This window comes from Kluyvera sichuanensis, from assembly GCF_014218705.1.
Taxonomy (GTDB): domain Bacteria; phylum Pseudomonadota; class Gammaproteobacteria; order Enterobacterales; family Enterobacteriaceae; genus Kluyvera; species Kluyvera sichuanensis.
This window is the reverse complement of the sequence record NZ_JABBJF010000036.1, coordinates 22,421-46,185: the sequence shown is the minus strand read 5'-3', so window position 1 is coordinate 46,185 and position 23,765 is coordinate 22,421. Positions and strand designations below refer to the sequence as shown.

The 23,765-nt window shown below is 52.5% G+C and carries 23 protein-coding genes and 1 pseudogene; 10 read left to right on the top strand and 14 right to left on the bottom strand.

All coding sequences use genetic code 11. The features are described 5' to 3' along the window. Positions 1-224 precede the first annotated feature (224 nt). The 3 genes from cstA (at position 225) to HII27_RS23820 (ending at position 3,859) form a co-directional block, all read left to right on the top strand. Entirely contained in the window at positions 225-2,330 is a 2,106-nt protein-coding gene (gene cstA, locus HII27_RS23830; protein WP_185669848.1) for a pyruvate/proton symporter CstA, read from the top strand. Positions 2,331-2,408: 78 nt separating this feature from the next. After that, entirely contained in the window at positions 2,409-2,606 is a 198-nt protein-coding gene (locus HII27_RS23825) for a YbdD/YjiX family protein (RefSeq protein ID WP_035895883.1), read from the top strand. 92 nt (positions 2,607-2,698) lie between these two features. Then, the gene (locus tag HII27_RS23820) at positions 2,699-3,859 is read left to right on the top strand and encodes a pyridoxal phosphate-dependent aminotransferase (RefSeq protein WP_185669847.1); all 1,161 of its coding nucleotides are present in this window, start codon (positions 2,699-2,701) and stop codon (positions 3,857-3,859) included. Here HII27_RS23820 and HII27_RS23815 read toward each other — a convergent pair whose 3' ends face one another. From HII27_RS23815 to citR, 3 genes and pseudogenes are all read right to left on the bottom strand, one after another. Then, entirely contained in the window at positions 3,860-4,486 is a 627-nt protein-coding gene (locus HII27_RS23815; protein ID WP_185669846.1) for an IbrB-like domain-containing protein, read from the bottom strand. Next, positions 4,471-5,694 (bottom strand): annotated as a pseudogene (locus tag HII27_RS23810) (phosphoadenosine phosphosulfate reductase). The gene HII27_RS23815 and the pseudogene HII27_RS23810 overlap by 16 nt, the downstream one beginning before the upstream one ends. Before the next feature lie 133 nt (positions 5,695-5,827). Beyond that, positions 5,828-6,730, bottom strand: a complete 903-nt coding sequence (citR, locus tag HII27_RS23805) for a DNA-binding transcriptional repressor CitR (protein ID WP_185669845.1) — start codon at positions 6,728-6,730, stop codon at positions 5,828-5,830. Positions 6,731-7,390: 660 nt separating this feature from the next. On the opposite strand from citR, the gene ahpC reads away from it, so the two are divergent. Then, positions 7,391-7,954 (top strand): alkyl hydroperoxide reductase subunit C, encoded by a 564-nt coding sequence (gene ahpC, locus HII27_RS23800; RefSeq protein ID WP_035895873.1) that lies wholly within the window; start codon positions 7,391-7,393, stop codon positions 7,952-7,954. Between the two features lie 247 nt (positions 7,955-8,201). Next, entirely contained in the window at positions 8,202-9,767 is a 1,566-nt protein-coding gene (ahpF, locus tag HII27_RS23795; RefSeq protein WP_185669844.1) for an alkyl hydroperoxide reductase subunit F, read from the top strand. A 105-nt stretch (positions 9,768-9,872) separates the two neighbouring features. Here the strand turns inward: ahpF and uspG are convergent, their stop codons facing one another. Both uspG and rnk read right to left on the bottom strand, forming a co-directional pair. Further along, complete coding sequence (gene uspG, locus HII27_RS23790) at positions 9,873-10,301, bottom strand: universal stress protein UspG (RefSeq protein WP_185669843.1); 429 nt, start codon at positions 10,299-10,301, stop codon at positions 9,873-9,875. A 183-nt stretch (positions 10,302-10,484) separates the two neighbouring features. Continuing rightward, complete coding sequence (rnk, locus tag HII27_RS23785) at positions 10,485-10,895, bottom strand: nucleoside diphosphate kinase regulator (protein WP_185669842.1); 411 nt, start codon at positions 10,893-10,895, stop codon at positions 10,485-10,487. Positions 10,896-11,129: 234 nt separating this feature from the next. Between rnk and HII27_RS23780 the strand changes: the two genes are divergently transcribed. Next, positions 11,130-11,960, top strand: a complete 831-nt coding sequence (locus HII27_RS23780; RefSeq protein WP_185669841.1) for an alpha/beta fold hydrolase — start codon at positions 11,130-11,132, stop codon at positions 11,958-11,960. A 39-nt stretch (positions 11,961-11,999) separates the two neighbouring features. Here the strand turns inward: HII27_RS23780 and rna are convergent, their stop codons facing one another. Beyond that, a complete protein-coding gene (gene rna / locus HII27_RS23775) occupies positions 12,000-12,800 on the bottom strand; it encodes a ribonuclease I (RefSeq protein WP_185669840.1) in 801 nt (266 codons plus the stop codon). A gap of 93 nt (positions 12,801-12,893) precedes the next feature. Next, positions 12,894-14,264, bottom strand: coding sequence for an anaerobic C4-dicarboxylate transporter DcuC (dcuC, locus tag HII27_RS23770; protein ID WP_185669839.1), 1,371 nt, complete (start codon positions 14,262-14,264; stop codon positions 12,894-12,896). A 676-nt stretch (positions 14,265-14,940) separates the two neighbouring features. On the opposite strand from dcuC, the gene pagP reads away from it, so the two are divergent. Together pagP and cspE are read left to right on the top strand one after the other, a co-directional pair. Next, positions 14,941-15,516, top strand: coding sequence for a lipid IV(A) palmitoyltransferase PagP (gene pagP, locus HII27_RS23765; RefSeq protein ID WP_370631741.1), 576 nt, complete (start codon positions 14,941-14,943; stop codon positions 15,514-15,516). A gap of 160 nt (positions 15,517-15,676) precedes the next feature. Then, on the top strand, positions 15,677-15,886 hold the full coding sequence (gene cspE, locus HII27_RS23760; protein ID WP_000034825.1) for a transcription antiterminator/RNA stability regulator CspE: 210 nt from the start codon (positions 15,677-15,679) through the stop codon (positions 15,884-15,886). Positions 15,887-15,947: 61 nt separating this feature from the next. Here cspE and crcB read toward each other — a convergent pair whose 3' ends face one another. After that, positions 15,948-16,325 (bottom strand): fluoride efflux transporter CrcB, encoded by a 378-nt coding sequence (crcB, locus tag HII27_RS23755; protein WP_185669838.1) that lies wholly within the window; start codon positions 16,323-16,325, stop codon positions 15,948-15,950. A gap of 117 nt (positions 16,326-16,442) precedes the next feature. Between crcB and HII27_RS23750 the strand changes: the two genes are divergently transcribed. After that, entirely contained in the window at positions 16,443-17,231 is a 789-nt protein-coding gene (locus HII27_RS23750) for a deaminated glutathione amidase (RefSeq protein ID WP_185669837.1), read from the top strand. Positions 17,232-17,357: 126 nt separating this feature from the next. Next, positions 17,358-17,558 carry a twin-arginine translocase subunit TatE gene (gene tatE / locus HII27_RS23745; protein WP_061283475.1) on the top strand — a complete coding sequence of 67 codons (201 nt, stop codon included), beginning with the start codon at positions 17,358-17,360 and terminating at the stop codon, positions 17,556-17,558. Between the two features lie 212 nt (positions 17,559-17,770). Here the strand turns inward: tatE and lipA are convergent, their stop codons facing one another. The 6 genes from lipA to rlpA all read right to left on the bottom strand — a co-directional run bounded on the left by lipA (position 17,771) and on the right by rlpA (position 23,760). Continuing rightward, positions 17,771-18,736: a lipoyl synthase gene (gene lipA / locus HII27_RS23740; RefSeq protein ID WP_185669836.1), complete on the bottom strand. Its 966-nt coding sequence runs from the start codon at positions 18,734-18,736 to the stop codon at positions 17,771-17,773. Between the two features lie 200 nt (positions 18,737-18,936). Next, the gene (locus tag HII27_RS23735) at positions 18,937-19,893 is read right to left on the bottom strand and encodes a YbeF family transcriptional regulator (protein ID WP_317983867.1); all 957 of its coding nucleotides are present in this window, start codon (positions 19,891-19,893) and stop codon (positions 18,937-18,939) included. Positions 19,894-20,200: 307 nt separating this feature from the next. Continuing rightward, a complete protein-coding gene (gene lipB, locus HII27_RS23730) occupies positions 20,201-20,842 on the bottom strand; it encodes a lipoyl(octanoyl) transferase LipB (protein WP_185669834.1) in 642 nt (213 codons plus the stop codon). 98 nt (positions 20,843-20,940) lie between these two features. Further along, positions 20,941-21,204, bottom strand: a complete 264-nt coding sequence (gene ybeD, locus HII27_RS23725) for a DUF493 family protein YbeD (protein ID WP_035894333.1) — start codon at positions 21,202-21,204, stop codon at positions 20,941-20,943. A 105-nt stretch (positions 21,205-21,309) separates the two neighbouring features. Then, a complete protein-coding gene (dacA, locus tag HII27_RS23720) occupies positions 21,310-22,509 on the bottom strand; it encodes a D-alanyl-D-alanine carboxypeptidase DacA (protein ID WP_123650106.1) in 1,200 nt (399 codons plus the stop codon). 138 nt (positions 22,510-22,647) lie between these two features. Continuing rightward, entirely contained in the window at positions 22,648-23,760 is a 1,113-nt protein-coding gene (rlpA, locus tag HII27_RS23715) for an endolytic peptidoglycan transglycosylase RlpA (RefSeq protein WP_185669833.1), read from the bottom strand. Between the last annotated feature and the right edge of the window lie 5 nt (positions 23,761-23,765).

The following is a 23,765-nucleotide window of genomic DNA, read 5'->3' as shown; positions in this document are numbered from 1 at the left end:
GCTACAATTCGAGGCGTAGCCCGGCCAAGCGAAGCGCCGCCGGGAATCTCTCAATTTCCTCCGCCATCTCTCATCCGTTTTTCTGACTTAAGTGATCCCGTTAACAATGTGATGTAAATGTCGGGTGTTGTTCCTGTTCATATTCGTTTCAAGGTTGTTAAATCAAGTGTGCTTGCTATGGACACAAAATGTAACATCCTCTGCTACTGATACGGACAATAACTATGAACAATTCAGGGAAATACCTTATATGGGCGTTACTCTCCATTGTCGGAGCGTTTGCCCTGGGCTACATCGCCCTCAATCGTGGTGAACAGATAAACGCATTGTGGATCGTCGTGGCGGCGGTCTGCGTTTATCTCATCGCCTACCGTTTTTACGGCCTCTATATTGCCAAAAAGGTGCTGCAGGTTGACCCGACGCGCATGACGCCTGCCGTGCGTCATAACGACGGTCTAGACTATGTACCAACGGACAAAAAAGTACTGTTTGGTCACCACTTTGCGGCGATTGCCGGGGCGGGCCCGCTGGTAGGGCCGGTGCTGGCGGCGCAAATGGGTTACCTGCCAGGCATGCTCTGGCTGTTAGCCGGGGTGGTGCTGGCCGGTGCGGTCCAGGACTTTATGGTGCTGTTCGTTTCCACCCGTCGCGATGGTCGTTCGCTGGGTGAGCTGGTGAAAGAGGAGATGGGGCCGGTCGCTGGCGTCATTGCGTTGGTGGCGACCTTTATGATCATGGTGATCATTCTGGCGGTGCTGGCGATGATCGTGGTAAAAGCGCTGACCCACAGCCCGTGGGGAACCTATACCGTGGCCTTTACCATTCCGCTGGCGCTGTTTATGGGGATTTATATTCGCTATCTGCGTCCGGGACGCATTGGCGAAGTGTCGGTTATTGGTCTGGTGCTGCTGGTGTTTGCGATTATTTCCGGCGGCTGGGTGGCGGCAAGCGAAACCTGGGCACCGTGGTTTGATTATACCGGCGTACAGCTGACCTGGATGCTGGTGGGCTACGGCTTTGTGGCTTCTGTGCTGCCGGTATGGCTGCTGCTGGCACCGCGCGACTACCTTTCTACCTTCCTGAAAATCGGCACTATCGTTGGGCTGGCGATTGGTATTCTGATTATGCGTCCAACGCTGACCATGCCAGCGCTGACCAAATTTGTTGATGGTACCGGCCCGGTGTGGACTGGCGACCTGTTCCCGTTCCTGTTTATCACCATCGCCTGCGGCGCGGTTTCTGGTTTCCACGCGCTGATTGCCTCCGGCACCACGCCGAAGATGCTGGCGAACGAAAATCAGGCCTGCTTTATCGGCTACGGCGGTATGCTGATGGAATCCTTCGTCGCCATCATGGCGCTGGTTTCTGCCTGTATTATCGATCCTGGCGTTTACTTTGCGATGAACAGCCCGATGGCGATGCTGGCACCAGCCGGGACCGTCGACGTGGTGGCTTCTGCGGCGCAGGTCGTCAGTAGTTGGGGCTTTGCGGTGACGCCGGACCTGCTGCATCAGATTGCCAACGAAGTCGGTGAGCAGTCGATCATTTCTCGTGCGGGCGGTGCGCCGACGCTGGCGGTGGGGATGGCCTATATCCTTCACGGGGCGCTGGGCGGCCTGATGGATGTGTCGTTCTGGTATCACTTTGCCATTCTGTTTGAAGCGCTGTTTATTCTGACGGCGGTGGATGCGGGTACCCGTGCGGCGCGCTTTATGCTGCAAGACCTGCTGGGCGTTATCAATCCAGGGCTTAAACGTACGGATTCTCTGCCCGCTAACCTGCTGGCAACGGCACTGTGCGTGCTGGCCTGGGGTTACTTCCTGCATCAAGGGGTGGTTGACCCGCTGGGCGGCATTAACACCCTGTGGCCGCTGTTCGGTATCGCGAACCAGATGCTGGCGGGTATGGCGCTGATGCTCTGTGCGGTGGTACTGTTCAAGATGAAACGTCAGCGCTACGCGTGGGTTGCGCTGGTACCAACCTCGTGGTTGCTGGTGTGTACGCTGGTAGCGGGCTGGCAGAAGTCGTTCAGCGAAGACACCCGCGTAGGCTTCCTGGCGATTGCCAACAAGTTCCAGGCGATGATCGACAGCGGCAACATTCCGCCGCAGTACACCGAATCGCAGCTGGCGCAGCTGGTGTTCAACAACCGTCTTGATGCCGGGCTGACCATCTTCTTTATGGTGGTGGTGGTCGTGCTGGCATTGTTCTCACTCAAAACCGCACTGGCGGCATTGAAAGAGGATAAACCGACGGCGAAAGAGACCCCGTATGAGCCGATGCCGGCGGATGCGGAGAATCTGGTGGCGCAGGCGAAACGCGCGCACTAATTTCATTTGCGCGTGGTTTAATGAAGTTGTAGCCCGGCCGAGCGCAGCGACGCCGGGCTTACCCAAAGGATAAAAACGATGTTTGATACGCTTTCGAAAGCCGGAAAATACCTCGGCCAGGCCGCTAAAATGATGATTGGCGTGCCGGACTACGACAATTATGTTGAACACATGCGCATCACGCACCCGGACCAGACGCCGATGACCTACGAAGAATTTTTCCGCGATCGTCAGGACGCGCGCTACGGCGGGAAGGGCGGCGCGAAATGTTGCTAACGTTTATTTAGACATCTAAACGTCTTGATTGCCAAACACGTTCGCCGTGTTATATTGATGTTAACTTTGGCATCACGAGCGGCAGACGAAGAATGACGAATAAGCAACTCATCCCACAAAGCAAGCTACCCAACCTCGGCACCACCATTTTCACCCAGATGAGCGCGCTGGCGCAGCAGCACCAGGCGATCAACCTTTCACAGGGCTTCCCCGATTTTGACGGCCCCACTTACCTTCAGGCACGGCTGGCGCACCATGTCGCCGCGGGCGCAAACCAATACGCGCCGATGACCGGCGCGCTGGCGCTGCGTGAAGCGATTGCCGAGAAAACGCAGGCGCTGTATGGCCACTCGCCGGACGTGAATAATGAGATTACGGTCACCGCCGGAGCGACAGAAGCGCTTTACGCGGCGATTACCGCGCTGGTGCGCGACGGCGATGAGGTTATCTGCTTCGACCCAAGCTATGACAGCTATGCGCCGGCGGTTGAGCTTTCCGGTGGCATCGTGAAGCGTATCGCGCTGCAGCCGCCGCACTTTCGCGTCGACTGGCAGGCATTTGCCGACACGTTGAGCGATAAAACCCGGCTGGTTATTCTCAATACTCCGCATAACCCCTCAGCCACCGTATGGCAGGCGGCCGATTTTGAGGCGCTATGGCAGGCCATTGCTGAGCGAGAAATCTACGTACTCAGCGATGAAGTGTATGAACATATCTGCTTTAGCGAAGCCGGACACGCCAGCGTGCTGGCGCACCCGCAGCTTCGCGAGCGGGCGGTGGCGGTTTCATCGTTTGGCAAGACCTATCATATGACCGGCTGGAAGGTGGGGTACTGCGTCGCGCCCGCGCCGATAAGCGCCGAGCTGCGTAAGGTGCACCAATATCTGACCTTTGCCGTCAATACCCCGGCACAGCTGGCGCTGGCGGATATGCTGCGGGCCGAACCTGAGCACTACCGCCAACTGCCCGATTTTTATCGGGCGCGCCGTGACCTGTTCATCGATGCGCTAAGCCAGAGCCGACTGAAGCTGCTGCCCTGCGAAGGTACCTACTTCCTGCTGGCGGACTACAGCGCTATTTCCGAACTTGATGATGTGAGCTTTTGCCAATGGCTGACCACTGAAATTGGCGTGGCGGCGATCCCGCTGTCGGTCTTCTGCGCGGCGTCGTTCCCGCATAAGCTGATTCGCCTGTGCTTTGCCAAGCAGGAAACGACGCTGCTGGCCGCCGCCGAGCGTCTGTGTCGCCTGTAGCTATTTGACCGTCCAGGCCTGTGAGTACTGGCGATTGCCGAATAGTTCGCACAGGCCGTTAATTTGTTTAAGACGCAGAATTTCATCGGCGTCCATGCCCAGCTCCTGACCGATTTTCTCATCATTCCATCCGAGCTGGCTCAGTTCGCGCACGATATCGGACATTGCGCCTATCTGGTGGCGACCGCGTGCGCGGTTATGACGAACGGTGGCCGCCATCCGTGACGGCTGCGAATGGTCGCTATTTTCTAGCTGGGTAATCGGCAAATAGCCCTGTAGGCGTTTTTTCAGCGCGGCTTTTGACTGCGACAGCAGATGGCGGTGGAAACCATCGACAATCTCATAGGCGTTGCTGTTTTTCTCAATCACCACAATCGGTTGAGTAAAACCGTCGGCTTCCAGCGATTTGGTGAGCAGGCGTTTTTCCGGCGGCGCCATATTGTTGGGGTTGTAGTCATTCGGTGAAACCCGCTCCTCTTTCACCCACAGCACGCAGTCAATCGGCTGGTCGCGAAACGGGCTCTCCTCGTGCAAAGCCTGCCGAAACTGATTAATCGCATCAATCTTCTCTTCGTCCGATAAGGTCTGTAGATAGCCTTGCAGCTGCGTAATCAGTTTTTGTTGCATAGTAACCCCCATTGTTGACGCTTCTGTGCCATGCGCTTGCGGTAGCGTTGGTAGTGGCTAGCTTTTGTTGGGCTGAAAGAGAGCATCCGGCACCAATAATCATTGTTTAATAAGACTTTGCAGATTCGTCGCCACGACGGAACGTCTTTAGAGCCGAGGTCTTTCTCCTGGCTGTCTGGGATATCTTCCCATCCCTGCTTTTGATACCAGTGAAGATAGACGGCGATCTTATTGCGATAGTGGTCGGCGGTGGCTTCCGGCATGCTATACAGCAGAAAATGGGCGTAACTGCGCCAGCTATGATGCTGCGGCTTTTCGATTTTCCGATGGCCGTAGAACTGGTTATCCTGCCCGGCATAGATCCCGCCGCTGTGGACGCCGCTGACCCGCTGGCACATTGCGGCCCAGCGTTCAGGCTCCAGGACGTGATAAAGCCACAGCCCTTGCCGCTGCTCCGGGCCAAAGGGTTCGCAGATACGCATATAGCGCAGCGGCACGCCCGCCTGATGCATCAGGTCGTAGAGCGGGTTATAGGGCAGCTTGCTTTTGGCAAACCAGGTCCAGATATCCGCCGTTTTCCAGTCATAGATCGGATAGACGTACTAGGCATGATTGCCCGGTGCAACGGTCGTCCAGGGTTTATCATCGGCAAAGCGGCGCTTTCGCTGCGAGGCAATAGTCAGAAAGCGGTTGTAGGACTCGTCGGCGCGAATACCGACCATCACGGCGGCGGGACGCTGCTGGGAAAACCAATCGGCAAACTTTTGTACGAACAGTTCGAAGCTCATGCCTGGCTCATAAAAGGGAAAAAAATCGGGGTCGGTAATGGCATCTTCAGGCGGCTGCCTGACCCATTCTGCCCCCGGCTCCCAGCACTGCCACTCAGGGTTGAATTGGGTGAGTGAATTTTGGGTGGTGAGCGGCAAGGCAACCCAATAAAAAGTGTCAATCACGTCGCAATACAGCGTGCGTAATTTTTGACAATGATTGATGGTATAGGAGAACTGAGCTTCCCAATCAATAAACAGCACGCTGAATTTTTTGCCAGATTGGCGCGCCTGTTCGGCGGCTAAATGCAGCATGACCGTAGAATCTTTCCCGCCGGAAAAAGAGATACAAACGCGGGGGAGGTTATTCAACGTCCAGCTTATCCGTTCCCGACTTGCCTCCAGAACGGAGAGAGGCAAGGGGAGTTTGATGATTGACATAAATCAGCAATCCTTTATGGCGATGATGTCTAATAAGGTGCTGATTATAGTACGCTGTTATGAGAAGTAATAAATAAGATAATACATGCAGTATTTTTATTTATGATGGTGATGTATTTATTTTGTGAATGTATTAGAGGTTCTTTGTTTTTTCTATAATCTTAGAAAAGAAGGGAAGACTCATCGATGAACGGCTGTAAATCATGTATATTGGGAATGAAGGTAATATTATTTTTGTTGAGATTTCTTTTAGTGTTAGCACATCTTTTAAAAGCTCGAATGCAAATTTCGGCACAATACCGACTAAATCACTGTGGTTAAGAGTGTTAAAAATAGCCATTAATGACGATGAGGTGAACGCAATGTCTCTCTCTGTTAATTGTGCGGAATCATTGGCCTTCTGAAATTCTTTAATCTGATGTTCACGTGCCTGATATAGAGTGAATCGTTCTTGTGAAAGTTGCTCTGATGTTGCGCTGTCGCCCAATCGTGGATGGTTCTGACTGCAGGCCAGGATGAGTTGGGCTTCGCTAAACGGTACACAAACCAATGAACGATTACTATGCTGTTGCAGGGTAAATACCACGTCAGCCTTGCGATAATTCATTATTTCTTCAATGTCTTCGGTTTCTGTCGCTGTATCGTGATAAACCACCTCAAGATTTCTATCTTCAAGAAGAATGTTCATAAATTGATTGAGCTTAGGCTGGGCGTGAAGCTGCGGGCCATATACCACAAAACGTCTTCTGAGGTCAGCTTTACCCATAATGTTAATAGTCTGTTCAAGACCGTTAAGATTATCTTCAAGATGTAAGTGCAGGTTATCGGCTACGGTCGTTGGCGTTATACCTTTACCAGCGCGCACAAAAAGCGGGTCGTTTAACTGGACGCGGAGTCGCTGCAACGACTGGCTAACGGCTGAAGGCGTAATAAATAACGTTTGCGCTGCCTTACTAATACTCAAGTTCTGGTATATACATTCAAAAATAATGAGTAAATTAAGGTCAAAACGCTTTAGGTTGTAAAGATTTGCCATGAGATATTCCTTTATTGTTTTTACAAATGCATACATGACGAAACATGAGTCATGCTCTTCCGAAACTATCCATGTGTTCGAAAAACTACATTGAAATTTAACTGCACCTGAATATATAACAGGCGCGACTAATGATCCACTTATTACGTAGAATAATAGATGTATATATATATTGAATAATATTCATGTGATGAGTTTTATGGATGTTTCGCCTGATAAATTTTACCCAAGCCTGTAAATAAGGAGTAAAACTATTAGATAGTAAGGAAAATGTTCGTAAAATCAGTGGGTAATACACATTAAACGGCGTAGGCTATTACAGCCATAGATAAGACCGACGCCAGGTTGATTGCCCTTTGCGGAGCAGGGTGATGTAATCCAGGTGCTGTTACCACCTTTGTTAAGGTATGTAGAGCGCAACAATAAGCCAGCCTGGCTGGCGCTGAATTCACCTGCTGGGGATTCAGGTAACGGGGCCGCTGATGCGGCCTTTTTACGTCTGGGGATGAGCGATTTGTGCCCGTCCTCGTCATAGGTTCACAAAGCTGTCTTGTTCCGGTTGTTAGATAACGCTTATTGATTTGATAATGTAAACGCATTGGTCGAATCAGGAAAAAGTCGTTAACTTAGACCTCAACGAAAACACGGAGGAAGTACTCGATGTCTTTAATTAATACCAAAATCAAACCTTTCAAAAACCAGGCGTTCAAAAACGGTGAATTCGTAGAAGTTACCGAGAAAGATACCGAAGGTCGCTGGAGCGTCTTCTTCTTCTACCCGGCTGACTTCACCTTCGTATGCCCGACCGAACTGGGTGACGTAGCTGACCATTACGAAGAGCTGCAGAAACTGGGCGTGGACGTTTACTCTGTTTCCACCGACACCCACTTCACCCACAAAGCATGGCACAGCAGCTCTGACACCATCGCGAAAATCAAATACGCGATGATCGGCGACCCGACTGGCGCCCTGACCCGTAACTTCGACAACATGCGTGAAGATGAAGGTCTGGCTGACCGTGCAACCTTCGTTGTTGACCCACAGGGTATCATCCAGGCAATCGAAGTTACCGCTGAAGGTATCGGCCGTGACGCTTCTGACCTGCTGCGTAAAATCAAAGCAGCTCAGTATGTTGCTTCTCACCCAGGCGAAGTGTGCCCGGCTAAATGGAAAGAAGGCGAAGCCACTCTGGCTCCATCTTTGGACCTGGTCGGCAAGATCTAAATTTCCGTCGTCTTTCGCCCCACTGCGGCGTTGGCGTCGCGTGTTCACCCCGGTCACTTACTTATGTAAGCTTCCGGGGACTCACCCGCTAGCCGCCTTGCCGTGACGCGAAATACTGAGGAAATTACCCCCATTATAACGGGTGCGTGAGTGCCCGTTTTTTTCAATAGCGTCCATGATGCAAGCGCATTCAGGCTGCCTGACAAAGGCCGCTTGCATGATGATGTTTTAAGCCCAGGAGATAAAAATGCTCGACACCAACATGAAAACCCAGCTCAAGGCCTATCTTGAGAAGCTGACCAAACCTGTTGAGCTGATTGCCACGCTGGATGACAGCGCTAAATCGGCAGAGATCAAGGAACTGTTGGCTGAAATCGCTGAACTGTCAGACAAAGTCACCTTTAAAGAAGACAACACGCTCGCGGTACGTAAGCCATCGTTCCTGATTACTAACCCAGGTTCCGACCAGGGCCCACGCTTTGCGGGTTCCCCGCTGGGCCACGAGTTTACCTCGCTGGTGCTGGCGCTGCTGTGGACCGGTGGTCACCCGTCGAAAGAAGCGCAGTCTCTGCTGGAGCAGATCCGCGATATCGACGGCGACTTTGAATTTGAAACCTACTACTCGCTCTCTTGCCACAACTGCCCGGACGTGGTGCAGGCGCTGAACCTGATGTCGGTACTGAACCCGCGCATCAAGCACACGGCAATTGACGGCGGTACGTTCCAGAATGAAATTACCGACCGTAACGTGATGGGCGTTCCGGCGGTCTATATGAACGGTCAGGAGTTTGGTCAGGGGCGTATGACGCTGACTGAAATCGTGGCGAAAGTGGATACCGGCGCAGAAAAACGTGCGGCGGAAGAGCTGAATAAACGTGATGCTTACGATGTGCTGATCGTCGGTTCCGGCCCGTCCGGTGCAGCGGCGGCGGTTTACTCTGCGCGTAAAGGTATTCGTACCGGCCTGATGGGCGAACGTTTCGGCGGCCAGGTGCTGGATACCGTTGATATCGAAAACTACATCTCCGTGCCAAAAACCGAAGGCCAGAAACTGGCAGGTGCGTTGAAGGCGCACGTGAGCGACTATGACGTCGACGTGATTGATTCCCAGAGCGCGTCTAAGCTGATTCCTGCCTCGGTTGAAGGCGGCCTGCATCAGATTGAAACCGCGTCCGGCGCGGTGCTGAAAGCACGCAGCATTATCATCGCTACCGGGGCGAAATGGCGTAACATGAACGTACCGGGTGAAGATCAGTACCGTACCAAAGGTGTCACCTACTGCCCACACTGTGACGGCCCGCTGTTTAAAGGCAAACGCGTAGCGGTCATCGGCGGCGGTAACTCCGGCGTTGAAGCGGCTATCGATCTGGCGGGCGTGGTTGAACACGTGACCCTGCTTGAGTTTGCGCCAGAAATGAAGGCCGACCAGGTGCTGCAGGATAAAGTGCGCAGCCTGAAAAACGTCGACATTATTCTGAATGCACAAACGACAGAAGTGAAAGGTGACGGCAGCAAAGTCACCGGCCTGCAGTATCGTGACCGCGTGAGCGGTGACGAGCATCACGTAGCGCTGGCGGGGATTTTCGTCCAGATTGGCCTGCTGCCAAATACCAACTGGCTGGAAGGCGCGATTGAGCGTAACCGCATGGGTGAAATTATCATTGATGCGAAATGCGAGACTAACGTGAAGGGCGTATTCGCCGCGGGCGACTGCACCACCGTGCCGTACAAACAGATTATCATCGCCGCTGGCGAAGGTGCGAAGGCGTCACTGAGTTCATTTGACTACCTGATTCGTACCAAAACTGCATAAAAAGAAGACAATGCCTGCAATGTCAAAGGCCACCGAAAGGTGGCCTTTTTTTGTGACGGCTATTTCCCGGCGGCGCTTCGCTTCGCCTGGCCGAGCTACGGTTTTTTATCGTACGACTAATACCGGGATATGCGCGTGGCGGATAACGCTGGAAGCGTTGGAGCCAAGCAGGTGCGTGCTGATAGATGGGTTACGTGAACCGATCACCACCATATCGGCGTTCAGCTCTTCCGCCAGTTCATTTACGGCATCGCGGACGCTGCCGAGGCGAACGTGAAGCTTAATACGCGAAGGGTCGATGCTGAAATGACTCACCATGGTGGTCAGACGGCTTTCGGCTTCCTGCTGCAGATGCTCTTCAAAGCGGCGCAGGTCGGCGGCAAAGCGGCTCATGGTGTAGCTGGCCGATGCCGGCAGCACATGAAGCAGATGGATAATGCCATCCTGCTGGGCTAAAAATTCCGCGTGACGCACGGCTTTGTCACTCAATTCCATCTCAAAAACATCAACTGGCATAATGATTGTTTTGTACATATGGCTCCTCCTTGTCTTTGTGGAACTATCAGAACACATAATGAGTTCTAAATATGTCATTTAGTTCGCAAAATAGTTTATCGAGGCGAGGGGAGTTGTAAAGTTTCGTGAGGCAGAAAGTAGCCGAAGGGACAAAACAGAAAGAGGATGCAGAACATCCTCTTAATAGGTTAGCGCGGGAGATTAGCGATGAAATTCGCCTGCCGCTTCCGGCTGGTAAAGCAGCTCGAGCACTTCGAGATGGGTAGAAGTACCGCCTGGCAGTTCCCAGTGAATGGCGCTGCCTGCGCGCAGGCCAAGCAGTGCCGCGCCAACCGGCGCCATCACGGAAAGCTGGCTGCTGCTGTCGGTCATCTGGGCCGGGAAGACCAGCGTGCGGACGCGCTCTTCGCCGGTGGTGAGATCGCGGAATCTGACCTGGCTATTCATACTCACTACATCGTGCGGCATGTCCTCTGGGGCACACATCTGGGCACGATCCAGTTCGTCGTTTAGCGCGTTCGCCACCGGGGAATTTGCGTAAGCAGGTTGCTCAAGCAGGCGGTCGATACGCTCGGCATCGAACTCATTAATAATGATGGCAGGTCTGGTCATTATTTACTCCATGTCTATCGATTATCCAAAAGAAAACCCTCACCGCCAGCGGCAAGGGTTCATCTCACCCCATCATACTGATCCTGAGGTCAGGTTTGAAGTGATACAGCGCACATTCGAGAATGGCAACGATCGGTGTTGTGTGAATTTTGTGCGAAATACATCGCAACCTATAAATCTGGATTATTCTTTTTAGGCTGCATTCGGCAGCGTCCTTCCAGTACAGGAGATCGTATGAGTGGTTTCGATAAACTGACCCTGAAAGATGGTAGCTATCTCTGGTTTAAAGATTGGGGAAGCGGACAGCCTATTGTATTTAGCCACGGCTGGCCGCTGACGTCTGATGCGTTTGAGGATCAGATGCTGTTTCTGGGCTCAAAGGGGTATCGGGTTATCGCCCACGATAGACGAGGCCATGGGCGCTCGGCGCAGCCCTGGGACGGGCACAATATGGACCAGTATGCGGATGACCTGGCGGAGTTGACCGCCCATCTGAACCTGAAGGATGCGGTGCACGTTGGGCACTCAACCGGCGGCGGCGAGGTGGCGCGCTATATTGGCCGTCACGGCACGCATCGAGTGGCCAAAGCGGTGCTGATTGGTGCGGTAACGCCCATTATGGTGAAAACGGACTTTAACCCGAACGGCGTGCCGCTGGAGGTTTTCGACGGTATTCGTGACGGGGTGATTAACGATCGCGGCGCGTTTTTCTATGAGCTAACGGCAGCGTTTTACGGCTATAACCGTCCAGGAGCGAAGGAGTCGAAAGCGGTGCGCGAAGGTTTTGTCGAACAAGGATTACAGGGTTCGATTAAGGCGCTGTACGACTGCATCAAGGCGTTCTCAGAAACCGACCTGCGTGAGGACCTGCGCAGAATGACGATCCCAACGCTGGTGATTCACGGTGATGACGATCAGATTGTGCCGTTTGAGACCTGCGGGAAAGTGGCGGCGGAAATTTTGCCTGACGCGGAGCTGAAGGTGTATCGCGGCGGATCGCATGGGATCTGTACCACGCATAAGCATCAGATCAACGACGATCTGTTATCGTTTATCGAGCAGTAGTGTGAATCGCCCCCGAAAACCGGGGGCGTAATCAAACCGTTAGTAGCCGTTTTTATCCAGGATGAACTGTTTGCCGCAGTTGCCGGGATGCGGCTGCGGAAGCAGTGAATCTGCGCTGAGTGGGTTGTTGATGCTGGCGGATTTAATGGCAATCTGCATTTCGGTCAGATAGGCCGGGTTACCGTCGCAGGTCAGCTTGACTGCTTTCACGTTCTCTTTGCCAAAAGCACGGGCAACCGCATCGTCAAAGCTCGCGCGGGTAACGGTTTTGCCGTAGTTAGCAGCAAGGAACTGACCTATTGCGCTCTGCTTCACTTCACTATTCATGCGTACCATGGTACCGAAATAGGCATCGGGGTCGAAACCAAAGCAGACGCCGTGCTTGGCGTACTCATAGCGCTCAAGGCAGGTTTTTCCACCGCTGCCCGGCATCACCTGATTGAGCTTATTGGCGACTTCCAGCGACAAACCGGTCTCATCGGCGGCGCATTTCCGGCTGGCTTTTGCTTCCGGCATATTGGGGATTGGACGCGTGGCGCAGCCGAAACGCATCCAGCGGTTGTTATCCACGCCGCGTGAGGCAATGGAGGCCGGTAGCCCAGGCCATAGGCCGTGTACCGTTAGATAATCGGCCTTATTGGCGGCCTCGGTTGTCCGCAGACATTGTATCGGTTCTTTGCGGTTTCTATCATGCTGGCTCTGGCAGAACCCGTTTTGCCAGGAGAGTGCCAGGACGTAACGGTCGAAGTCGCCATATTGTGTGGGTGCCAGTGGGGCCGCTTGAAGGCTGCCAGCGCAGAGCAGCAGCGCGCATCCTGACACAATATTCTTCCTTAACATTTTCCTGACTCCACGTTTTTAATCATTTAGTGACGTTATTACATAATAAAATAAGGCGCCCTCAGGCGCCTTATTTTATTTATCCGTTAATGATTATCCGGCGACGCCGGGCACCAGGACCTCGGTGGCGATAATCACCACGATAAGGCCAATGATGACCGGTACCGAGGTACGTTTAACCACTTCAAACGGAGAGATCTTCGCCATACCGGCAACCGCCACCACCACGCCGGAAACCGGAGAGATGGTACGACCGAGGTTGGACGCCTGCAGCATCGGAATCGACAGGTATGCCGGGTTGATGCCGGAGGAGTGCGCCAGTTTCGGGATCATCTCCACGAAGGCATAGAACGGTGCGTTACCAGAGCCAGTGGTCATCGCTGCCAGCATGGTCAGGATCACCAGCACCAGCATGAGAATAATGCTGGCCGAGCCGAACGAAGTGGCAATGGAAATCAAGCTGTTAATAAAGCCGATGGTGCTCAGACCCTGGGCGAAAACGCCTGCGGCAACCAGCAGCATTACCACACCAGCGAACGCATCGGCCATCCCGCGGTAGGCCACTTCCAGGCCAGCAAAGACGTTCTGGGTATTGAAGCCGCGGAAGAACTCCAGCACCGCTGCCAGCAGCATGCAGATAACCAGAATGGCGATGATGTGCAGTTCCGGGCCCCATTTACCGTCAAAGATCAGTACGCCGAAAATTGGGGTGAACGGCAGAATGGCGTAGAAGCGAGGCGCGCTGGTGGAGATTTCATTCACATCCAGCATTTCGTGAGAGATATGTTCTTTTTTATCCAGGTAGCGCTGCCAGAAGAAGTGGGCAATCGCCATGGCGACAATCGCCACGATGGAAATAGGCAGCGTGGTTTTAAAGGCAAAATCAATCAGCGGCATTTCTGCGGCTTTTGCTGCCAGCACGACGTCACCGGACGTTGGGGAGAGAATAATGGCCGCCGGGGAGGCGCAGATAGCCGCCGCCGCACCGCGGCTGATGCCGACGTTCACCATCACCGGGAACAGGGTACCCATCAGCAGCACGCCAAGGCCGGTTGCCGAAGAGACGGCCAGTGACATCAGGCAGGCAACGAAATAGGCCGCGATCATCAGTAAATAAGGTGAGTTGATAAACTTCAGCGGTTTAGACGTCAGCTTAACGACCATATCATTCGCGCCGATATGCGTCATATAAGCGGCAAAACCACAGAGCATCATAATCATCATGCCGAGGTCGCCACCACGGCTCATTAATAAGATCTTGATGTATTCAACAATATCGGTGGCAGAGTAACCCGTGCTGGTTGCGCTGCTAGGTAAAATCTTGTGACCCATCAATGCGCTGGCAATCAGTAGCAGTAAGCCACCGACGAAAAGGACTCCTGTTGCGGAATAACCTTTGATGATGTAGCGGGCTACGCCCACAATAACCACAACACCAATCAGGAGTTCAAAGAACGTTAACATTATTAACACCTATCGCCCAGTTGTAAAAATTGACGCAGTGCTGCATCAAAAGTAAGGGATGAAATGTGCCGAAAAAAACGACAAATTTAGCTGATGAAAATCAATAAAAAGATTAATTAAAGATGGCGAAGTTGTCATTTACTCGGTGTACTCACAAAGCTGAACATTGTCACCCCAATGAGTATAGCGCGCTGGTGGAATACTATACAGTCAGAGGAAATGAAATGTTGCCTTGCCGGGCACAAAGGTGAAAGGCTCGCGACACCAGTCGCGGTGGGGAAGTACGGTGTTGATGTTGCTCTTCCGCAGGGTAACGTGTGAAATAAAATAGGGAAAGATAAAGTTGCATAAAATATGTGCTAATTAAATCGTTATTTAATGGTTAAGTAATTATTCTCATATTACGAAAATAATATGGGCAAGTAGTTGGTTTAATATAATCAGAAGGCACTTTAAATTTATGGTTTTCTGCTCATGGACGATAATGCGAATCGTTGACGGTAATCGTGCATTATAATTTAGCTTAGGTTGTGCGGTTGGCTTGACGGTTTGTTTAGGAATATTCTAATTTGTAATTCAGGTGAAGAAAAAAGCTAAGCCGCCGCTGCGGTTACGATATCATTGAGCATACGCTTGATAGAATATTCTTAATTAATCATTTTTTGGCAAGACTATCGTGTTAAAACTAAATAGATTTTTCGCACTGCTGGTTGTGATGGTAGGGCTGTCAAGCAGCGCTCTGCCTGCGTATGCGTCTTTTACGGAGACGATTAAGGATGGCTATAACACGGTGAGCAATAACATCGTGCAAACCTGGGATGAACCGCAGAATTACGATCTGTATGTGCCTGTGATTACGTGGCACGCGCGTTTTGCCTACGATAAAGAGAAAACGGACAAATACAATGAGCGTCCCTGGGGTGCCGGTTTTGGCGTTTCGCGTTGGGATGATAAAGGCAACTGGCACGGCATCTATTTGATGGCGTTTAAAGACTCCTTTAACAAATGGGAACCAATTGGCGGCTACGGCTGGGAAGCCACCTGGCGACCGCTGACGGACGATAAATTCCACGTTGGGTTGGGTTACACGATTGGGGTGACCGCACGCGATAACTGGAACTACATCCCGCTGCCGGTGGCATTGCCGATGGCCTCTATCGGTTACGGCCCGGCGACGTTCCAGATGACCTACATTCCTGGCACCTATAACAACGGCAACGTCTACTTCGCCTGGCTTCGTTTTGACTTCTGAAACCGGCCTGGAGCACAGCCGGCGCTAAAGTCAACCCGCAAATAAAAGTTAGAGACATTTATCACTTTTTAACGAAGTTAGGCTGGACAAAACCGACGACAATTGTTGTACTGTTAACTGACACAGATTAGTGTCGTTTTTTCATATAAAGGTAATTTTGATGTCTAAGATTAAAGGTAACGTTAAGTGGTTTAATGAGTCCAAAGGATTCGGTTTCATTACTCCGGAAGATGGCAGCAAAGACGTATTCGTACACTTCTCTGCAATCCAGACCAATGGTTTTAAAACTCTGGCTGAAGGTCAGCGCGTAGAGTTCGAAATCACTAACGGTGCCAAAGGCCCTTCTGCTGCTAACGTCATCGCTCTCTAAGCGAAAAATAGCAGTTCAGAATTCAAAACCCGCTTAAATGCGGGTTTTTTTTATCCTTTTTCTAGCGACTGGCGCTAAACAACCAGAATGCGGCGGCGGTCATGGCGAATGAGCCCAGCAGGTTCACCGCAACGTTCAGCAGCGCCCAGCTCAATTTCCCTTCCTGTAGCAGAAAGACGACTTCAGCCGAGAAGGTGGAGAAGGTCGTCAGCCCGCCGCAAAAGCCAGTGGTGATAAGCAGTTTCCAGACCGGATCAATCTGCGGCAGACGGTTAAACCATGCCAGCCCTGCGCCGATGATAAACGCCCCGACCAGGTTAGCCGTCAGCGTGCCCAGCGGAATCGCATGGTGCATAGGATTAAATCTCAGGCTCAGCAGCCAGCGAGCGACGCTGCCGGTACCTCCGCCGATAAAAACGGCCAACAACAGTTGCATCATGCGAGTTTCCTGCCATTTTCAATTAATGCTGCCAGTGTAGCGTTGAACGGGTGAATCTGGCTATATACTCATCAGTATTCATCATATTGATATATTAGTAAAAGCAGAGGTGTGCGGATGCGGGTAGCAGCAGGGCAGTTTGTCGTCACGCCGGAGTGGCAGGTTAATGCGCAACGCTGCGTCACGCTGATGCGCTCGGCGGCCGAGGCTGGAGCGTCTTTGCTGGTGTTGCCAGAGGCGCTGCTGGCGCGTAGTGATAGCGACCCGGATATGTCCGTCAGGTCGGCTCAGACGCTGGATGGTGGCTTTATGCAGGTACTGCTGGCGCAAAGCCGTAGCGATGCGTTGACCACAGTGCTGACTATCCACACGCCGTCAGGGGAAGGCCGTGCGCGAAACACGCTGGTGGCGCTACGTGGTGGCGAAGTTATTGCCCACTATCACAAGCTCCACCTCTATGACGCCTTCTCCATTCAGGAGTCAAAGCGGGTGGATGCCGGTGAGGCGTTGCCGCCGCTGATTGAGGTTGAAGGTTTTAAGGTTGGCCTGATGACCTGCTACGATCTGCGTTTTCCGGAACTGGCGATGACGCTGGCGCTCCAGGGGGCTGAGATTCTGGCGCTTCCAGCGGCCTGGGTGCGCGGGCCGCTGAAAGAGCATCACTGGGCGACGCTGCTTGCGGCGCGCGCGTTAGATACTACCTGCTACCTGGTGGCGAGCGGGGAGTGCGGTACGCGAAATATTGGCCAAAGCAGAATTATCGATCCGCTGGGCGTAACGCTGGCAGGGGCTACGGCAGAATCGCAGCTGATTATTTCTGATATTCAGCACGAGCATCTTCTGAACGTTCGCCAACAGCTTCCTGTGCTGGCAAATAGACGCTTTGCGCTACCGCAATTAACGTGACGTTTTTTTAAACAACGCTTGATTCACCTTGTTACAGATTGCTATTGTGTGCACGCGCCGGATGACCGTTAATAAATGACAGTGATGTGGCGCATTCTGCAGCCTGTTTTTGAGAAGAAGGTATCTATGGGTGAGATTAGTATTACCAAACTGCTGGTAGTGGCAGCACTGATTGTTCTGGTGTTTGGTACCAAAAAATTACGGACTCTGGGTGGGGATCTGGGTTCAGCCATCAAAGGCTTCAAGAAAGCCATGAATGATGATGAAACTACGGCGCAGAAAAGCGCAGAAGAAACCCCGGCAGAAAAACTCTCTCATAAAGAGTAAGCAGGGCAGCGTTTCACATGGTGTGCTGATGTAGCGCGCCATGCGCAGGTTTAGCCGCCTGTGGAAGGGGCTACAGCGTAAGCACGTTGTAGCCCTTTTTTATGGAAATAACATTTCTGATATTGTCTGATTGCAACAATATATTTCTCACTGAGCCATTAAAAAAGCCGCTTCCAATAGAGAGCGGCTTTTTATCGTGGGTCTCAGAGCGCTTATTTCACTTCCAGGCCTTTGGCCTGAAGGTCGGCGTGATAGGATGAACGCACGAATGGGCCACAGGCCGCGTGGGTGAAGCCCATCGCCAGCGCTTCGGCTTTCATCTCTTCGAACTCATCCGGGCTGACGTAACGCTGCACCGGCAGGTGGTGACGGCTTGGCTGCAGGTACTGGCCGAGCGTCAGCATAGTAACGCCGTGGCGACGCAGGTCACGCATAACTTCAACGATCTCGGCGTTAGTTTCGCCCAGACCCACCATCAAACCTGATTTAGTAGGGATTTCAGGGTGCGCTTCTTTAAAGCGCTCCAGCAGTTTCAGTGACCAGTTATAGTCAGCCCCAGGGCGCACGTGGCGGTAGATACGCGGCACGTTCTCCAGGTTGTGGTTGAAAACATCTGGTGGGGTTGCGGTCAGGATCTCTAACGCGCGATCCATACGGCCACGGAAGTCCGGTACCAGCGTTTCAATCTTAATGGTCGGATTCTTTTCGCGAATGGCGGAGATGCAGTCAGCAAAGTGCTGAGCGCCGCCGTCACGCAGGTCATCACGGTCAACGGAGGTGATAACCACATAACGCAGCCCCATGTCCGCAATGGTCTGGGCCAGTTTTTGTGGTTCGTTCGCATCCGGGGCGACCGGGCGACCGTGGGCAACGTCGCAGAACGGGCAGCGACGGGTACAAATCGCGCCCAGGATCATAAAGGTCGCGGTGCCGTGGTTAAAGCACTCTGCCAGGTTTGGACAGGAGGCTTCTTCACAGACGGAGTGCAGGCCATTTTTACGCATGGCCGCTTTGATACCCTGGATACGGGAGGAGTCTGCCGGAAGTTTAATTTTCATCCATTCCGGTTTTCGCAGCAGCGCTTCGCGCTCTGTTGCCACGTTTTTAACCGGGATAAGGGCCATTTTATCGGCATCGCGGTACTTAACACCGCGTTCCATCACAATGGGTTTACTCATAGCGTACGTGTTCCAGTTCCGAGTATCGAGGGAAAGCGTTTCAATTCAAGGGAATGTTGTATTTATCAACTATTTTTGAATTTATGGCAGGCAGTATACCATTTAAATGGGGTACAAAGCAGCCTACTGTGCCGGCAAATTGTAAAATAGTTGTTGAATAATGCTTTTTTGCCGGCTAGCGAAGATGAGGAGTACGAGGTTCAGAACGCCTGATGGATAACGTTGATAATGTTTTGCATTACCGGGTCACGCAGGCTGAGCTTATTGTAATGCAATGAAAAGTCGACGCGTTCCTGCTGGAGCGGCATAAAGTCCAGCGTTTGCAGCGGCCAGCACTGTCTGAAGATATGGTAAAAGCGCAGCGGCATAATACCAATCAGGTTGCTTGAGGCGATCAGTGACGCGATGGTGAATAAATTGTAACTGCTCACGCTCACCTGACGATCGGGCAGCATGTCGCGTATCCGCCGGTACTGGTCGTTTTGCCCCGCGCCGTCCATCGTCAGCAGCGTGTGTTCATACTGCATTAGCGTGTCCAGAGAGGGAGATTCCTCCAGCGCCGGGTGGTCGTTGCGACATACCAGCACCAACTTGTCGCTGAACAGCGCATGACGGCCCAGCGTGCGTGGGTTGTTGTGTTCATGATTATCGATAATTAAATCGGTCTGGAACTGGCTGAGCTGCGCGTTGGCATCGGTAACGGCCACGTTTCTCAACAGCACCTGGGGGTAGGTCTTCTTCACAACCTGATAGATTACCGGCATCACGATAGCGCCCACCGAGGCGGCGGTGCCGATAGTAATCACTCGCTGTTTGTCATAGCTGCCGTTCAGATCCAACGCGCCGAGAATCGACTCCAGCCCCTGACTGATATATTCATGAAGATGGGTAGCGTACGCCGTTGGAGTGACGCCCTGGCCTTTGCGAATAAAGAGAGGATCGGGGAAGAGCAGTCTAAGTTTTTGAATGGATTGGCTTATCGCTGAAGGGGTGAGATTCAGTATTTTCGCGGCGTTGACGATACCTTTATGCACGTAGACCGCTTCAAATATGGTCAATAAATTGAGGTCAATATTACGCAGCGTGCGGAAGATTTGTGGTGTCTCATTTTCAACGTTGAGGTTAGTTTTATTTTCGGGCTTATCGTTATAATCCACACTGCTTACTCCGTATTCATTCATTCCATGAATGATAGTTGAGAATAATAATATTATTATTATTCTGAGAAACGCAGAATCGCAAGGTAAAAACGTGATTTTTACGTTAGTACTCAATGCATTAATGTTGCTAATACATTGCTGGTAGCTATGTCGTTATGCGTGTCATTGCGCAAAAGTGAGCGTTGTGATGCACTTTATGGCGAAATTAAGCAGAAAAAATAGAGAAACTTGCCGTTATTGTAAAGAGGGAGATGAAAAGATAGTGAATGACCCAACGGATTATTGGGTCAGGATGTATCATATATTAATCGTGAATATATTCATGTGGTGGATTGTTTAGCAAAGCTAAAAAGTGGGAGACCAGCCGAGGTGATATATTTTCCGGCGTTGCGTCGTTCACCCACTGTGATACCTGGGCCATTTCCATTCCCGCATAACCACAAGGGTTAATTCTCAGGAAAGGTGACAGATCCATCGCGATATTCAGCGCCAGGCCGTGGAATGAACAGCCTTTACGGATACGTAGCCCCAACGAACAGATCTTTTTCTCCCCTACGTATACCCCTGGCGCATCGGCGCGAGGGTGCGCTTCGATCCCGACCTCCGCCAACGTATTGACCACCGTCTGCTCTAACAGCGTGACGAGCTCACGCACGCCAAGCTTACGGCGCTTGAGGTTTAACAGGACGTACATTACCTGCTGACCGGGACCGTGATAGGTCACCTGGCCGCCGCGGTCGCTCTGAATGACCGGAATATCGCCTGGCACCAGCACATGTTCGGCTTTTCCTGCCTGGCCCTGGGTGAAGACGGGCTGATGTTCTACCAGCCAGATTTCATCCAGCGTGGATTCATCGCGGCTATTGGTAAAATCATGCATTGCCTGGGAAACCGGTTCGTAAGGTTGCAAGCCAAGTTGACGGATCAGGAGGGTATTTAAGTCCAAAACAGCGTCTCCGCAGAGAGGGGAAATGATGGACGCAGAGTATATCACGGGAGGAGGGGAGAGGCGTTACCCGGCAGTGCCGGGTAACGGTGATGCGATTACAGCACCATACGGACGATTTCGATATTGCCCAACTCTTCGTACAGCGTTTCTACCTGCTCAATGTGGGTTGCATTGATGGTAATGGACACCGAGTGGTAATTGCCTTTGCTGCTCGGTTTTATCTGCGGAGAGTAGTCACCTGGCGCATGGCGCTGTACCACTTCAACCACCAGGTCAACCAGCTCAGGTTTCGCCAGACCCATTACTTTGTAAGTAAATGGTGTAGGGAATTCAAGCAGTTCGTTCAGTTTGGTTTTCATGTCAGCTCCAGTGTTGAAAAAGAACAACTCCCGCAAAGGTGCGGGAGTTGTTTTTACTATGCATAGTATATGGGGATGGAAATCACACTTTCAAGTGGGTGATTTTTAACCAAACCAGTGGTGGAACATTAATTTAATGTAATCAATGATCTTACCGAAGAAGTTGCCTTCAGGAATTTCCTGCAGCACCACCAGAGGACGCTGATCGATGGTTTTGCCATCCAACTGGAAGTTGATGGTACCGACAACCTGGTTTTTCTGCAGCGGCGCGTGCAGTTCACTGGTGGTCAGCACGTAGCTCGCCTTCAGATCTTTCATACGACCACGTGGAATGGTCAGGTATACGTCTTTGTCCACGCCCAGGGAGGCACGGTCGGTATCACCAAACCAGGCTGGCTCAGAGGCGAACTCTTTACCGGCTTTAATTGGGTTCACGGTTTCGAAGAAACGGAAGCCCCAGGTCAGCAGCTTTTTACTTTCGGTTTCACGACCTTTATAGGTACGACCGCCCATGACGGCAGAAACCAGGCGCATCTGACCTTCGGTTGCGGAAGCGACCAGGTTGTAGCCTGCTTTATCGGTGTGACCGGTTTTGATGCCGTCGACGTTCAGGCTGTTGTCCCACAGCAGACCGTTACGGTTCAATTGACGGATGCCGTTAAAGGTGAACTCTTTTTCTTTGTAGATGGTGTATTCGTTCGGCACGTCGCGGATCAGCGCCTGGCCAATCATCGCCATATCACGCGCGGAGCTGTACTGACCATCTGCATCCAGGCCGTGAACGGTCTGGAAGTGAGTGTTCTGCAGACCCAGCGCCGTAACATAGCTGTTCATCAGCCCAACAAAAGCGTCCTGGCTACCAGCGACGTAGTCGGCCATCGCAACACAGGCATCGTTACCGGACTGCAGGTTAATCCCGCGGATAAGCTGGGATACTGGAACCTGCATGCCAGGTTTCAGGAACATCAGGGAAGAGCCTTTGAATACCGGGTTGCCGGTGGCCCAGGCATCGTTGCCGATGGTGACCAGATCGGACTCTTTAAATTTACCCGCTTTCATCGCCTGGCCGATGACGTAGCTGGTCATCATTTTAGTCAGACTCGCCGGGTCGCGACGGCTGTCAGCATTCTGCTCAGCCAGAACTTTACCGGAGTTGTAATCAATAAGAATGTAGGACTCCGCGTCAATCTGCGGAACGCCTGGAATCATGGTTTTGATGTTCAGGTCATCGGCGTGGGCAGCGGAAGAGAGTGCTGCGACGGAGAGCGCCGGAATGAGTAAGCGAGCGAAAAAAGAGGTCTTCATGGTCAAAACAACGACATCCGTGATGGAGTTAAAAAAGTGCCTTACTATAGCAAATGCCCTGCAGACAGGCATCCGACATCGCATATGACTTTGTTAATGACTTTTACATATACGAAGAATCGGATACCTCTGAGCGTTCTAGTTGGCGCGAGTAATAAACGATTGCAGCTGTGCTTCGCTCTGCAAACGTTGCTGTATGGTGCTGGCTTCGCCTTTGCTGCTGAACGGGCCTAGCTGAATACGCCAGACCGCACCGTTTTGTGTGACACGGCCCGGTACGGAAAACTGCTGGCTTAAGCGCTGTTGATACTGCTGCGCGCGCGCCTGATCGCTTACGGCGCCAACCTGCACGACGAAATCGCCGGTGGCGGCAGGGGCGGCGGTGGCCGCGGCGGCCGGTGCTGCTACCGCAGCTGCAGGCGCCGTCACTGGCGCGGCTGCCGATGGTGTTGCCGCTGGAGCTGGCGTCGGTTCTGGTTCTTCGAGAACGCCGCTGTTTAACGGCGTAGGGGCGCCAAGGAAGCCGCCGCTTTTCACCGGGGCACCATCACCGCTGTTTGCTGGGGTCAGCGTATCGTTGCTGATAGGGCGGATATCACCCTGCGGCGCTGCCGCCTGCGGGGCGGAAGAGGCGCTGCCCATACCGCCGCTCAGGTCTGGACGACTTGGCAACGCATAGGTCTGTTTGGCGACGGTGGTACAGGCCATGCCTGGACCGGAAAGTGAGCCATCCTGCGCCACAATAATCGGGTCGATACGGACCTTAGTGTTATTGGAGGTGTTCAGGCGATCTGCTGCCGCACGGGAGAGCGAAATCACACGATCGTTGCCATAAGGGCCGCGATCGTTAATGCGTACGACGATCATCCGGCCATTGGCCAGGTTGGTGATACGCGCGTAGCTTGGAATCGGTAATGTCGGGTGCGCCGCCGTCAGCTGCGTCGGGTCAAACGCTTCGCCGCTGGCGGTCAGATTGCTGCCCGGCTCAGCGTCGTAAATGGCAGCGAGGCCCGCCTGACTGAAGTTTGACGGATCCTGAACGACTTTGTATTTCTTGCCGTCACGTTCGTAGTCCTGATTCGCGGTCGCATTCAGGGGTTCAAAGTGCGGATCGGCCCCGCTGATTTCTACCGACGGGCCGTTACATACCGCAGGTTGTGGGGCAGATACGGTTTGTTGTTGACCATCATCGCTCGAACAAGCCGCCAGCAGCCCTGCTGCTATGCAGATCCCAAGCCATTGCTTACGCATTGAGC